Genomic DNA, 13316 nt, shown 5'->3' with positions numbered 1-13316 from the left:
CGTCCGTTCTGCGAAGCGTTCTCGTCACTTTTTTCGGGGAAGGCATGGGCCTGTTCGGCCTCCGAGATCGACTGGGCGGCGCGTGGCATGGAAGGGACCAAGCTCGGCTATCTGATAGGCCAGTCCGGATATTTCCACGAAGCGCACCGGGCGCTCGACGATTGTTATGCCTTGCTCGAGCTTCTTGCGGCGCGGCCGGATGGCCCGAACGCGGCGCCCTTTGCCGAGCTCTACGCAGCAAGCCAGCGTTCGCTCGCGCGCATCTTCGCCGAGCACAGTCCCTTCGACATGAAGGATCAGCTCAAGGCGCGAGGATACCGATGGGCGGACGGCAGCGACGGCCAGCCGAAATCCTGGTGGATCGACGTTGCCGAAGACGCGCTCGAAGACGAGCTGAACTACCTTCGCTCGGAGATCTATTGTTGGGAGGAGGCCGACCCGCTCGTGAGCCGGCTGACCGCATTCGAGCGGTTCAGGACCTGAAGTCACATTTCGCACATCCCTTGATACCTGTCGCAAAGGGTTCGACAGGAGCGTTCCTGTCGAAGTGCGGACGGAATGATCGGGACAGCAGTCTAAGAGCGCCTTGCGACCAGGGTCCGCAACGACGATCGGCTCGCGTGCCACCGTCTTTTCGATAGCGCTTCGGATCTTCAACTGCGAGATCGAAATCGGTTCCGTTGCTCAGTGCGGGTTGATGTCAGAGGAGGTAATCCAAACCCGTCCATCATAGGCCAGTTCGCCCTCTGAGAATTTGCGATCGGCAATACCCTCATAAACTTGAAGACACTGAAGCAGACCTTCCATGACGTCGCCTTCGCCGGCTGGCATGGCATCGTCGGTGATGCACACGGCCTGATGGAGGTTTCCTTCCGTCATGACCAGGAGAGCGTGACCGCCATAGAGGCGAATTTTACCGGGCAAGGTTACGAGCGACATGGCACCCTCCTCGAAAATAGCCGGATAGTATCGAATCGCTATCCCGACGCTAAGGAACCATGGTTAACGAAAGGTTAACGAATTATCAATTCTGCAATCAGGAGGAGGTGCCACGGCAAAAGGTCGTACTGCATTCTTCGCAAGCGCCTTTTGTTTTCTCTTGGATCCAACCGGCGCTTGAAAATGGATCGAAGAACGGTTGCGATACCCGGCGACTTGGCAGGGCGATCGTCCTGTTGACGGCTACCGAACGTCTGGCGACCGGCGGGCATTGAAGGATCGCTCCCTCGACGCGACAGGAAAATTCTGTCCGCTTTGTCCCAATTGACTCTGGCTCCCGCACGCATAGTCAATATATCGCGACGCGAGCCCAGGTTACTGATGCACCCGTCAAGATCATATGCCACTCGAGCGGCAAGAACGGCATTTCGGAGGAAGGATGGACAAGCCCTGGACTGAGAGCTTTGGCCTGGTCGCAGCGACCGAGCGCGATGTTCAAAAGGCGGGAGCGATCAACGCGCTTCTCGTGAGACCGATCGACGTTCTGCCGCAAAAGGCAGGCGATCCCATCCGTCCATTGGCGGTCGGGATCTTCAACGAGATCCGGGCGCTGTTGAAGCCGGACGTCGGGGCGACCAAGCTCAGACGTGCGATTGCAGTCTATGTCCGCTTGAAGCGCTATTATTTCGCAAGCGCCCAGTCTGACGCCATGCGCCACGATCTTGCCGGCGTGCCGGTCGAACCGGTTTCCGCGGCAGACAGGCTGGAGGCGCAGCGCCGCTTTCTGGAACTGAAGCGGACCCGCATGCAGCCAGAAGCGTTGGCTGCGGGACCGCACGTGGGTGCTGCTCCTGAACCGACAAAGAACGACCTGATCCGCGCCGCGCTTCTCAAACGGCGGCCGTTGACCGCGAAATAATTGGTCGGATCCGGCGCCGTTGCAGCACCGATAGCACAATAGATTCTCGTTTCGTTGCGGACAATTGGTCAAGACCTATGTCGGCATCGCTTTCTTCAAGGCCGATGTCTGAGGACGACAAAACCATGGAATACTTCGATGTACTGGACCAGCATGGCATAAGGAAGTTCATCGAGCCGGTGCCTACCACCGTGCAGTTCATATTTTTGTCTTCAATTCCAAGGGTGAGGTGTTGTTGCAGCGCCGGTCCGCGAATGTGGATCACTTCGCAAACATGTGGGGAATATCGGTTACCGGACACATTGGCACTGGTGAGTACAGTAGCCAGGCGGCTGAGCGCGAACTTCAAGAAGAGATTGGCGTTCCGGCGGAGGATGTGAAGCTGAGATTTCTGTTTTCGTTCTATCAGGAAGCGACGCTTCGTCCCGACTATATCGATAGACAATTCAACGACGTCTACGTCGTCGAGGCAGACTTGCCAGTTTCGGTCTTGAAGGTCGATCCGCAAGAGATATCGGAAGTCAGGTATGTCGCCTTCGATGAATTTGAGGCAATGGTTTCAGATGGCGCTAGCGGGCTTGCGCCAGTCTATCAGCGAGAATGCCGAGATCTCGTTTATTTCCTGCGGCCCGGTCGCAGTTGATAAAAAGATGATAGTTGAGCTAAACCGCTTGGAGCCAAGCAGAACTTTGAAGCAATTTCGTCATCTGCCTCCAAGCAGGCGTCAGAATTTCGCTTTCATTCAGAGTTCGGACGGGCGCTCGGAAAAGCTTGGGATCCGGTGATGGTCTCGGTCGCGATTGTCTCCGTCATGGTCTCATCGTCTCTTGATCTTCCGCGTAGCGGGTCGAGCCAGGGAGGCAGGAGCGCTGTGCTCCTGCCTCCCGAGTGGGGTATTCGGCCGCCTGCGCTGGTGGCGAAAAAGCCGCCAGTCCTGCAGCGGCGACAAGCCGAGAAGGATGGGGAGACCGATCTTCCGCTTGTTGGGGAGAGTGGGCAGAGCCGCCTTTCTAAGCCGCTTTCCCGACGGTCGAAGTGCGCCGCGGCCTGACCTAACGCAGGAACCGCTGCTCATTGGCCTTCGCGGCCGGCATGTCCTGCAGGCGGAAGATTTCTTCCACGGATACGATGTCGCTGTTGACGTTGCGGATACCGCCGTCGGCAACGATCCGTCGGAAGACATCCTGCATTGCCGTCACCGCTGCGCGAAGCGCGTGGTTGCCGTAGATCACGATGGCGATCGTACCGAGCGCCTTGATCCGCTCCGCGTCCAGTTCCGGATAGGCGGTTGGTACGATGGTKAGCGGCACGTCGCCCGTCCAGGCACGCGCAAAGCTCTCGATCTCGTGGGGTGTCTCCTTCTTGGAATGAATGAGAATCATGTCGGCCCCGGCATCCTCGTAGGCTCTGGCACGCCGTAGCGCTTCGGCCTCTCCCAAGCCGGCAATCAAAGCTTCTGTGCGTGCGATCACCAACAGATTCGGATCGCGCCGTGCCGCAATCGCGGCTTCGATCTTTCCTTGGAACTCCTCGATGCGAACCAGCTCCTGTCTTCCGTCGGCAACCAGGCTGGTCACCTTTGGAAAGGTCTTGTCCTCGATCACGACGGCACTGACGCCGGCTCTTTCATATTCAGTGACGGCGTGGATGACATTGATTGCATTGCCAAAGCCGGTGTCGATGTCGGCGACGATCGGAAGCGATGTGCGGCCGGCAATGGCTCTGACCATGTCGAGATGCTGTGTCATCGATATTAGGCTCATATCCGGCACGCCGAAGAGCGCTGAAAGCTCGAAGCCGGAAGCCCAGAGGGCATCGAACCCAGCTTCCTGCGCCAGGATCGCCGACAGCGGACTGTGGGCCGCCATGACATGGAGAAGCCCGCGCTGGCTGATGCGAGCACGCAGGGATGCGGATTTATTCATGCTGGCCTCCTGTTCTATCCCAGGCCAGGTGACGGCGAGGGCGGATGGGCTGCCGCGGTTGTTGCCGCGGCAGCCGGTTCGGGTCAGTTCTGCAGGCTTGGAAGAAGCGGGGCAACCTGTTCGGTGATCGCTTTGACCGTCTCCTCGGGAGTTGCCTTCAAACTGACGGCGCGCAAGAGATTGTCGGAGGTTATGGTAGCGATCTTCGGTGCATTGTTGCCGGGTGGCGTATACCAACTCGTCGCGACGGACAACCGTTCGAGAATGGCATGCGCGTTGGGCCGGCTTGCCAGTGAGGCCTTCAATGCTTCCGACTTTTCGATTGCAGGCTCGTTGAGCGGATAGTAGCCACTGGCCTCGGCGACAACGCGCTGACCTTCGGGACCGACAAGAAACTCGATGAAGGCGAGTGCGGCCTCCTGCTTCTGCGGATCCTTCGACATGATTGAGGCGATAGGACCCGCCGACGGAATGGTGCCCTTGCCTTCCACGACCGGCAGGGCGACAGATACGACCTTGAAGCGGTCGCCGGCGGCCTTCTCAAGCATTGGAATTGTGCTGCTCATCGTGACGAAGACGCCGATCGTTCCAGCTCCGAAGGCCTGGCGCGCCTGATCGCGGGTCATTGCCGCCTTCGCCTGCCCCGCCCGTCCGAAGTGCGCCAAAATCTTCATCGCCGCCACGCCCTGCGGACTGTCGACCGTCAGCTTCGTCTCGTCCGCACTCATCATCGTGCCGCCCTGCGACTGGATGAGATACAGCAACCCGAGCGAAGCGGAGCCGTCGGTCTCGATGAAGCCGCCGGTCACTGGTCCGCCTAGCTTGTTGATCTTATCGGCGAGATCGAGAATACCGGTCCAGTCCGTCGGCAGATGGGCCGTGTCTCCACCGGCCTGTCTGACGAGGTCGGCATTGAAGAGCGCCACGGGGAGAGAAATACCGAAAGCTATCCCGTAGATATCATTTCCGATCCGGCCCTTTTCGCGAACGACCGGGGTCGCGGTCGCGAGGAGTGAGTCCGGCCGTTTTTCAATGATGGCACTTAACGGCTGCGCCAGCCCACGCTCGGCAAACAGTCTTTGATTGTTGCCGACAACGAGAAGCTCCGGAAGTTGATCGCCGACTGTTGCCCGCCGCAGCAGATCCTGTGCCAGGTCATCATAGCTGCGTGGGCCTGGCGGGACGTTGATCGTCACATCGGGATGGTCTTTCTGGTAGGCTGTGGCCAATGCCTTCAGCAGGGACGTGTTGTCGCTGCCTGCGGCAATTTCCAGCGTTTCTGCCGAGGCTGCCTGCGACACGAAAAAGGGAAGCGACAACAAAATTCCAATTGTTGCACGTCGAAGGAATGAGCGCATGATTGTCTCCCTGGTTAATGAATGATGCTATTTGACCGCACCACTGGTCAGTCCATCGATGAACCAGCGTTGTGCGAGGAGGAACGCCGCAATAAGGGGAGCGACGATCAGGGTGGCACCGGCCATGAGCGGGCCGTAGTCGTTGCCGGCCTCGGCGTTGCGAAACGTCACGATGCCGAGGGGAGGCGGCATGAGCGATTCCGAGCGCACCGCAATCAATGGCCAGAACAGGTCGTTCCAGTGACTGACGACCGAAAGGATCGAAAAGGCGATGACCGCTGGCAGCGCCATCGGCAGCATGATGCGCCAGACGATCGAAAGCTCGGAAAAACCGTCAAGCCGGGCGGCATGGATGACGTCGTCCGGTATCGTCCTGAAAAACTGCCGGAACAAAAAAATCGCGAAGGGGGAAATGACGTAAGGGAAGATCAGGGCAATGTACGTGTTTAGAATCCCAAGCTCATATCCCATGATGAAGAGCGGCAATGCCAGAACCTGGTGCGGTATCAGCAGGCAGATCAGTACCAGCCCAAACAAGAATTCGCGCCCGCGGAAATGCAGCTTGGCAAGCGCATAGGCGCAAGGGGCGGCAACGATGATCTGCAGGGCAAGGATGGAGGCGCAGACGAACAGACCGTTCAGCATGTATCGGGGCAACGGCGCCTCGGTCAGAGCTTTCCGGTAATTCTCGACCGCATGCCATTGCTCCGGCAGAATTGAGAATGACGCGCGGAAGATTTCTCCAGGCGGCTTGAGCGACAGACTCACCATCCAGATGAAGGGCGCGGTCACGATGAGCCCCGTCAGCAACAGAACGGCATGGCGCGCAAACGAGGCTGCATTGGAATCATGACGGGCGCTCATGAATAATGTACCTTCTTATCAAACGTCCGCACCTGCAGGACCGTGAGGGCGATGACCAGCATCAGGAATACGACGGTGATTGCGGCGCCGTAGCCGGTGTGCAGGTATTCGAAACTCTCCCGATAAAGCATGTAGAGAAGCAGGGTCGAAGAGCCACTCGGTCCTCCCTGCGTCAGGATCTGGACGGTATCGAAGGTTTCGAAGGCCTTGAGCGCGACGACGACGGTGACGAAGAGAGCCACAGGCCCAAGCATCGGCAGCGTTACGGTGCGAAGCCGGTCGAGCCATTGATCGGCGCCGTCGACATCGGCCGCGTCATAAAGCTCTTGAGGAATTCGTTTCAGCCCCGATAGGAAAAGTAGCATGGCAAAACCGAGGTTCTGCCAGATGCCAATCGCCGCCAGCGCGGGAATGACGACGCGCTCGTCCCTAAGCCAGTTTGCAGTCGGCAGCCCCACCATGACCAGAAGCTGGTTGACTAGACCGATCGTCGGATGCAGGAGCGATTCCCAGACGACCGCCATGGCGGCAAGCGTGGCCATGAAGGGCACGAAATGCACCGCGCGATAGAAAGCCCTGAACCGTTTGCCGCTCTCGATCAGGAGCGCGACAACGAGGCCCGAAAGCACGGTGCCGGGAACGACGAGGAGAACGTAGAGGGTCGTGTTGGCGGCTGCCTGGCGAAAGGACGGGTCGGCCATCATTATTTCGAAGTTTCTTGCCCCGACGAAGGAGATCGACTTCGAACCGAATTGCCAGTCCGTCATCGAGATGACGAGCACGCCAAGCGTCGGTGCGATAAAGAGCAGCAACATGAGGGCGAATGCCGGGGTCGCGAGATAATAGCCGGAATGGTCGATATCTTTGGAGGGCGCCATGATGATCTTCAGGAAGTTGGCCGCAGGATAGTGTCGATCAATCAGGCGTATTCGCGCAGTGATCTGAGTTTTGCGCTCGCCTGCAGACGCCGTCCGTCGGCGTCGAAAAGCAGGACATGATCCCGGCGCAGGTGAAAGTTGACAACTTGTCCGATTACCGCCGCAGCACTTCTGTCGACCGGCAGCCGCGCTACGACTGGCGCCTGCAGCGCTGCGACCTGGACATGGACGTAAAGGTCCGAACCCATGTGCTCGACAAGGCGAATGACGCCCGAAAGCGTCGACGCTCCGGCCCGTTCGACGAGATGCAGGTTCTCTGGACGGACGCCGATGGTCGCCACGGCATTGGAAAAGTGCAGGTGAGGGGTCTCGATTGCAAATTCTCCAACTCGCACCATGCCTTGGCCGGTTTCCGTCACCGGAAACAGGTTCATCTTCGGCGCGCCGACAAATTCCGCCACGCGGCTGTCCATGGGATTGGAATAGATCTCCTGTGGTGTGCCCGTCTGGATAAGCTGACCACCCAGCATGACGGCGACCCGATCCGACAGCGTCATCGCTTCGGACTGGTCGTGCGTCACATAGACGAAAGTGGCGCCAAGCTTCTGGTGCAGTTCCTTGATTTCGGTGCGCAATTGCACGCGCAGCTTGGCGTCGAGATTTGAAAGGGGTTCGTCCATCAGGAACACGGCTGGCTGGCGGACCATTGCACGACCGACGGCCACACGCTGGCGTTGCCCGCCCGATAATTGTCCGGGCTTGCGATGCAGGAGCTCCTGCAGCCCCAAGGCTGTGGCCGTCGACTGCACCTGCGCCCTGATCGCTCTCTCGGAACTGGTCGTCCCCGGCAGCCACCGACCGACGACGGGAAGCCGCTGCCAGCCACTGAGCCGGCGCATGCGCAGTGGAACCGCCATGTTATCCGCCACGGTCATGTGCGGATAAAGCGCGTAGCTCTGGAAAACCATGGCGACGTCGCGCTGCTTCGGGCGCAGATCGACGAGATCACGCTCGCCGATCGAGATCGTGCCTTCGTCCTGGCTTTCCAGCCCGGCGATCATCCGCAACAACGTCGACTTGCCGCATCCTGACGGCCCGAGAAGCGAGACAAACTCGCCCGACGCGATCGAGAGCGAAATGTTGTTCAAGACTTGCGTATGGCCATAGGCCTTCGAAACGCCGCGTATCGCCAGGGTCGACATTCGTCGGATTCTCTCTCTTTGATACTATTCGACACATTGCACCTTGTGGTAGATTATCTCGGCATCAATGTGACTAGTTGTACGCACTTATAGACAGCCTTCCATGTGAGTTTTATGACGATGCTGGCGGATGGAGGAATTAATCGCGAATGTCGGTCATCGAGAATCTTGCGGGAATAAGCAGGTGGCGCCTCGTCGGCGACGAGTTGCTGCGCAACATAAGCCTGGGACGCCTGAAGCCGGGCGACAAGTTGCCGGCTGAAAGTGATCTTGCCAGCCAATATGGGGTCGCGCGACAGACGATCCGCAGGGCGATCGCGCATCTTCAGGCAGAGGGCCTGCTTCAGCCCGAACGCGGGCGTGGAACATTCGTAACCGACAAAGTCTTCGAGCACAGGCTGAGCGACGGCGCGACGATCGAGCAGAGCTTGACTGACAGTGGCCTGTCGGGGTCGCGTCTTCTCGAAGCCGTCACGATCATCGCCGCGACGCCTGCCCTGGCGGCGGCGCTGCAGATCATTCCGGACAGTCCCGTCCTTTATCTAAGAACCGTTTCCGCGCCACATGCCGACCCCGTCGCGACGGGCCGCTTCTATTTCCCCGATCGGGCAATGCCCGCGCTACGAAACAGCTTGAGCGCCTTGGATGCCGGGGACAATCCCGCGCGCGAGATCGCGCAGGCCTTGTCTCTGCTCTGCGTCGAGGGTTATCGCAGGCGGGATTTTCGCCTGCGATCACGTCGGCCTACGACGGAAGAACAGACAATCCTCCATCTCGGCACCGACGATCACGTCGTCGAGACGGAAGAGACCTGCGTCGACGCCAAAGGCAGGCCGATTTTCCACGCGGCGGTTTCCTACAATGGCAGCAAGGTCGAGTTCGTGATTGGCGAGGAGCATTTCCTCCGCCCCGCCGATCAGAGCGCAATAGCGCCTGCCAACGTATAGATGGCACCAGCTTCGCTTCCAAGAATGGTCGCGCTTGCCGCTAGATCGACGTTCGCACCGCTGATGACCGCAATGACCGTGCGGCCGCTTGCGTCGAAACGCCCCGCCAGGAGGGCAGCGAGCGGCAGCACGCCGCCAGGTTCGACTATCAGGCCGAAATGCGCAGCCACGTAGCGCATCGCGTACCGCGCCTCACGATCACCGATAGAGAGGCCGCGGACCCTCCCGTCGCTCAGGATCCGGAAAGGCAAATCGCTCGGAGTAGGGGCGAGCAGCGCATCGCAGATGCTTTCCGGGGCCGAGTCATTCTTGACCCTGCGCCCGAGCGCCAGGCTGCGTGTCGTATCGTCATACCCGTCCGGTTCGACAATGAACAGCTCGGTGGAATGGCACGCGGTCATGCAGCCGGCGGCCAGACCACCCCCGCCGCAACCAACGAGGATCGCATCCGGCGAAAGACCCATCGCGCCGGCCTGTTCGACGGCTTCCAGCCCCACGGTTCCCGCCCCCGCGATGACCGCACGATCATTATGCGCATGGATGATGGTCGTCCCGTGTTCAGAAGCGAGGCGACCCACAATCGCCTCGCGATCGTCATGCTTTCGAGAATAGGGCACAATCTGCCCGCCCCACCATCGTACGGCCGAGACTTTCGTCGAGGGTGCATCGTCAGGCATTGCGACAATCGCTTGCAGGCCGAGCTGGCGAGCTGCCCAGGCAACCGCATGCCCGTGATTGCCGGACGAATAACAGACGACGCCGTTGTGCTGTTGCTCTGGAGACAGAAGCAGCATCCGGTTGAGCGCCCCGCGCGCCTTGAAACTACCGGTGACCTGGAGGCTTTCGGCTTTCAGCAAGATCCGACCGCCAGTGCGCTGGTTCAGGATCTGGCTTTCAAGAATCGGTGTCACGCGAACCCGGTTTCGGATGGAGCTGGCAGCGCGCGAAACATCCTGCTGTGTCGGAGCGCTGAAAAACCAATCGGCTCCATTGCTGCCGTCCGCCTGGTCCGAACTGGAGGGCGTCGTTTTCTCCATCGCAGCAAATGATCGATCGGCTTCCACCGGCGCACCTTCGAAAAATTGGGTCTGGCTTGTCGACGTCTTCCTATTGTCCGATGTTGCGGTAGTCAAGAGGTACGTACTTATAGACATCTCTCTGTCACATAAGTTGGTTATTCGGAGCGGGTGCCGCCGTAGCCGGCCCAAACACTACACGCATCCGAGAGGGTTTGAATGTCGATCGCATCATCATTGAACAAGACCAGGACAACCGAGACCTCGGCATGGGCGGCACCGGCGGCGGCTTCCCCGACGCGCGCCAACTGGATCGACGTCGACCTCAGCGCCTTCGCCCACAATGTCGGTGCGGTCAGGTCGCTCGTCGGGGCAGGCGTCCGGATCCATGCGTGCGTCAAGAGCAGCGCCTATGGCTGCGGCGTCGCCGAGGTTTCCCGCGCCTTCGCCTCGGCAGGCGTGGAGGCCCTTTGCTGCGGAACCTTCGATGAGGCTGTCGAGATTCGGCGGTCGCTTCCGGATATGGATCTGATCATGTTCGGTGCGACGCTCCCGGAGGGGATTCCCGCCTATCTCGAACATCGGCTGATCCCGACGATCCACAATGTCGAGCTTGCCGAAGCTGTCTCGCGCGCGGCCAATGGGCCTGTACGTGTCCATATCAAGGTCGATAGCGGCTGGGGACGGCTCGGACTTCCGCTGCCCCTGGCGAAGGATCTCATCCTGCAAATCGCGCTGCTTCCCCGCATCGAAATCGAGGCGATCTATACGCACCTGCCGTTTACAGATCTCCCGGGCCTCGAATGGGCGCGCAGCAGGACCGCGGCGTTCTCCAGCCTCATCAAGGAACTGGCGCAGCGCGGGCTGACGGTGCCGATTACGCAGGCGCGGGCGAGCAACGGTGTGGTATTCGGCATCGAGGACGACTGTAATGCAGTCGCGCTGGGGAGCATTCTCTACGGCAAGGCCTCGGCACCACGCGAACTCGCTGATTTTTCCGGGTTCCGGCCCGCATGGCGATCGATCCGTACGAAGCTTATCCATATCCATCCGGATTTTCCGGAGAAAACGGTCGGGCGAACGACCGGCCTGCACGGAAGACCAACTCCAGCGTTCGCTGGCGTCACCGGTGTCGTACCGTTCGGACGACGTGACGGATATGCGGGTGCAAGAGGTGAGGGCATCGCTTTCATGCTCATTCGCGGCGTCCGCGCACCGGTGCTTGCCGTGAATTCCGAACTTTCGGTCATCGACCTTTCAGGCATACCGGATGCGCGGCTCGGCGATGACGTCGTCGTGCTCGGCCGCGACCAGGATAACGAGATCACGCTCGAAGACCTCTCGCACTGGCAGGGGGCAGGACAAACGGATGTTCTGGTCCGCATGAACGGGCGGCTGACACGTATCCATCACATCGAATAGTTCACATTTTTACGCAGGAGAGACAGTATGATGAAACTGATCCTTATTTCAGATCCCCATATCCGCATCCGAGGTGAGCGCGTTCGGGGCGTGGACCCGGTTGAACGGCTCGAGCTTTGCGTCGAGAGGGTTAAACAATTGGCGGGTGATGCCGACCTGTGCGTGCTCATGGGGGATAATGCAGACACCGGCTCGCCGGAAGAATATCAGACATTGCTCGAGTGCCTGCGGCCCTTGAACATGCCGATGCGGTTCCTCATCGGCAATCACGACAACCGTGGGGCATTTCTGCGAGCCAAACCCGACCTGGAGAAAGACAGTAACGGCTTCGTTCAGAGCGTCATCGAGACGCCCACGGAGAAATTGCTGTTTTTGGACACCGGCATGAGCGGCGAGCATGACGGCGACTACAATGGCCAAAAACTTGACTGGTTGAAAGATCAGCTTAGCGGCGCCGCCGACAAGCCCGTCTACTTGTTCATGCATCATCCGCCTTTCCGGACTGGCTTTTGGAACGATCATTCCATGGTTCGGCAGGCAGATGATTTCCTGGCTGTCGTGCAGGAGGCCGGATGCGTGCGGCACATTTTCCTCGGTCATACGCATCGTGCCTCGTCGGGCCATTGGAACAGCGTGACCTGGAGCACCCTGCACGGCATCTGCTATGAGAACGATTTCGAGATGCTTCCGGCGAAGCCCAACTACCGCAGTGGTCCGGCCCAGATCGGGATCCTGCTCTTGGACGGCGATCAGAGCGTGCTACATTTCCAAGACATCCTGGATCCCTATCCGCTGATCGCCTATAGCGGTCGATCGATCCGGGAACCTGGCATTGCGGCGTAGTATTTTGCCGTCGGCCGATCCGTTGTGCTAACTCAAGCGAACCACTCGGTATGCCGGGTGGTTCGACTGCTTTGTGCTGGCGGGTCCAGACCGTGTCTCCGGCGCTTCATCGTCACACCAGCAACCCGAATCGTGTAAGAGACCTGTCAATATCCAGGAAGGCAAATCCAAGTGCGTTCCTTTGAGCCGAAGGAGCAGGGATGACGAAATCATTTCACGGAGCGGGCATAAGCCGCTGGCGGGAGATCGTGGAGACCCTGACCCGGGAGATTGACCAGGGCGTTCTCGTTCCGGGAGACAAGCTGCCGGCGGAAGTCGATCTGGTCGATCGTTTCGGTGTGGCACGACAGACCATCCGACGGGCGCTGGCACATTTGAAGGGTATCGGCTTCATCGACGTCCAGCTCGGGCGCGGCACGTTTGTGACCAAAAAAGTGTTCGAATACCGGATCGAGGCTCAGAAATCGCTCGAGCAAAACCTGGTCGACAACGCCATGCTGCCGAGCCGGGAACTACTATCTGTACATGTTTCGCAGGCACCGAGGGGCATCGCCGAAAAGCTCGAGATCGAGACAGGCAGTGCGGTGCTGTGTGCCGAGATGCTCGGCCGAGCCGACGGTTCGCCCGTCGCGCTGGTGACGGCCTACTACCCGCTCGAACGCATCGCCGGGCTAGAGACTGCCTTTGCTGCTGTGCTCAAGAAGAAAAACCGCTTGTTCTCGCAAACCAAACTTCTGGAATCGCTCGGTGTCAACAGGTTCTCGCGCCGATACATCCGCATCAAATCGAGATTTCCCAGTCCGGGCGAAATGAAATATCTCGGCATGTCATCGATCGACATCGTCGTTGAAACAAGTTCGGTCAGCGACGGCGACGACGGACGTCCCGTCTTTTTCGCCATGACCTCCTACCATGGATCAAGGGTCGAGTTTTACGTCGGCAAGGAGGATTTCCAGCCAAAGCAGTAATGAGGCGAAACGGTCTTGGGCAGGGTCGCCTGCTC

General features: G+C 59.4%; 14 protein-coding genes. 7 read left to right on the top strand and 7 right to left on the bottom strand.

Translation table 11 applies throughout. From position 1 onward, the window contains the following. Positions 1-483: 3'-5' exonuclease (locus AC1DM5_RS27865; RefSeq protein ID WP_477822855.1), on the top strand; the 483-nt coding region annotated here is incomplete at its 5' end. A gap of 201 nt (positions 484-684) precedes the next feature. Here AC1DM5_RS27865 and AC1DM5_RS27860 read toward each other — a convergent pair. Further along, a complete protein-coding gene (locus AC1DM5_RS27860) occupies positions 685-939 on the bottom strand; it encodes a hypothetical protein (RefSeq protein ID WP_477822854.1) in 255 nt (84 codons plus the stop codon). Between the two features lie 439 nt (positions 940-1378). Here AC1DM5_RS27860 and AC1DM5_RS27855 point away from each other — a divergent pair, with 439 nt between their 5' ends. Beyond that, positions 1379-1858 (top strand): ProQ/FINO family protein, encoded by a 480-nt coding sequence (locus tag AC1DM5_RS27855; protein WP_477822853.1) that lies wholly within the window; start codon positions 1379-1381, stop codon positions 1856-1858. Between the two features lie 130 nt (positions 1859-1988). After that, positions 1989-2501: an NUDIX hydrolase gene (locus tag AC1DM5_RS27850; RefSeq protein ID WP_477822861.1), complete on the top strand. Its 513-nt coding sequence runs from the start codon at positions 1989-1991 to the stop codon at positions 2499-2501. A 409-nt stretch (positions 2502-2910) separates the two neighbouring features. Here the strand turns inward: AC1DM5_RS27850 and AC1DM5_RS27845 are convergent, their stop codons facing one another. From AC1DM5_RS27845 to AC1DM5_RS27825, 5 genes are all read right to left on the bottom strand, one after another. Further along, entirely contained in the window at positions 2911-3783 is an 873-nt protein-coding gene (locus AC1DM5_RS27845; protein WP_477822852.1) for a phosphonopyruvate hydrolase, read from the bottom strand. Between the two features lie 83 nt (positions 3784-3866). Next, complete coding sequence (locus AC1DM5_RS27840) at positions 3867-5102, bottom strand: extracellular solute-binding protein (RefSeq protein WP_477822851.1); 1236 nt, start codon at positions 5100-5102, stop codon at positions 3867-3869. A gap of 66 nt (positions 5103-5168) precedes the next feature. Continuing rightward, positions 5169-6005 (bottom strand): carbohydrate ABC transporter permease, encoded by an 837-nt coding sequence (locus tag AC1DM5_RS27835; RefSeq protein ID WP_477822850.1) that lies wholly within the window; start codon positions 6003-6005, stop codon positions 5169-5171. After that, a complete protein-coding gene (locus tag AC1DM5_RS27830; protein ID WP_477822849.1) occupies positions 6002-6883 on the bottom strand; it encodes a carbohydrate ABC transporter permease in 882 nt (293 codons plus the stop codon). Before AC1DM5_RS27830 ends, AC1DM5_RS27835 begins: the two co-directional genes overlap by 4 nt. 41 nt (positions 6884-6924) lie before the next feature. Next, the gene (locus AC1DM5_RS27825) at positions 6925-8085 is read right to left on the bottom strand and encodes an ABC transporter ATP-binding protein (RefSeq protein ID WP_477822848.1); all 1161 of its coding nucleotides are present in this window, start codon (positions 8083-8085) and stop codon (positions 6925-6927) included. A gap of 149 nt (positions 8086-8234) precedes the next feature. Between AC1DM5_RS27825 and AC1DM5_RS27820 the strand changes: the two genes are divergently transcribed. Continuing rightward, entirely contained in the window at positions 8235-9032 is a 798-nt protein-coding gene (locus AC1DM5_RS27820) for a GntR family transcriptional regulator (RefSeq protein WP_477822847.1), read from the top strand. Here AC1DM5_RS27820 and AC1DM5_RS27815 read toward each other — a convergent pair. Next, positions 9002-9943, bottom strand: coding sequence for a threonine ammonia-lyase (locus tag AC1DM5_RS27815; RefSeq protein WP_477822846.1), 942 nt, complete (start codon positions 9941-9943; stop codon positions 9002-9004). The two genes, AC1DM5_RS27820 and AC1DM5_RS27815, sit on opposite strands and share 31 nt — an antisense overlap. A gap of 324 nt (positions 9944-10267) precedes the next feature. Here AC1DM5_RS27815 and AC1DM5_RS27810 point away from each other — a divergent pair, with 324 nt between their 5' ends. The 3 genes from AC1DM5_RS27810 (at position 10268) to phnF (ending at position 13281) form a co-directional block, all read left to right on the top strand. Then, the gene (locus AC1DM5_RS27810; RefSeq protein ID WP_477822845.1) at positions 10268-11470 is read left to right on the top strand and encodes an alanine racemase; all 1203 of its coding nucleotides are present in this window, start codon (positions 10268-10270) and stop codon (positions 11468-11470) included. Positions 11471-11497: 27 nt separating this feature from the next. Then, positions 11498-12313 carry a metallophosphoesterase gene (locus AC1DM5_RS27805; RefSeq protein ID WP_477822844.1) on the top strand — a complete coding sequence of 272 codons (816 nt, stop codon included), beginning with the start codon at positions 11498-11500 and terminating at the stop codon, positions 12311-12313. 200 nt (positions 12314-12513) lie between these two features. Beyond that, on the top strand, positions 12514-13281 hold the full coding sequence (phnF, locus tag AC1DM5_RS27800) for a phosphonate metabolism transcriptional regulator PhnF (protein WP_477822843.1): 768 nt from the start codon (positions 12514-12516) through the stop codon (positions 13279-13281). The last annotated feature ends 35 nt before the right edge of the window (positions 13282-13316 follow it).

This window comes from Rhizobium sp. 01T437 (assembly GCF_056398505.1).
The sequence above is the reverse complement of the archived record's forward strand: the minus strand, read 5'-3'. Positions and strand labels throughout refer to the sequence as shown.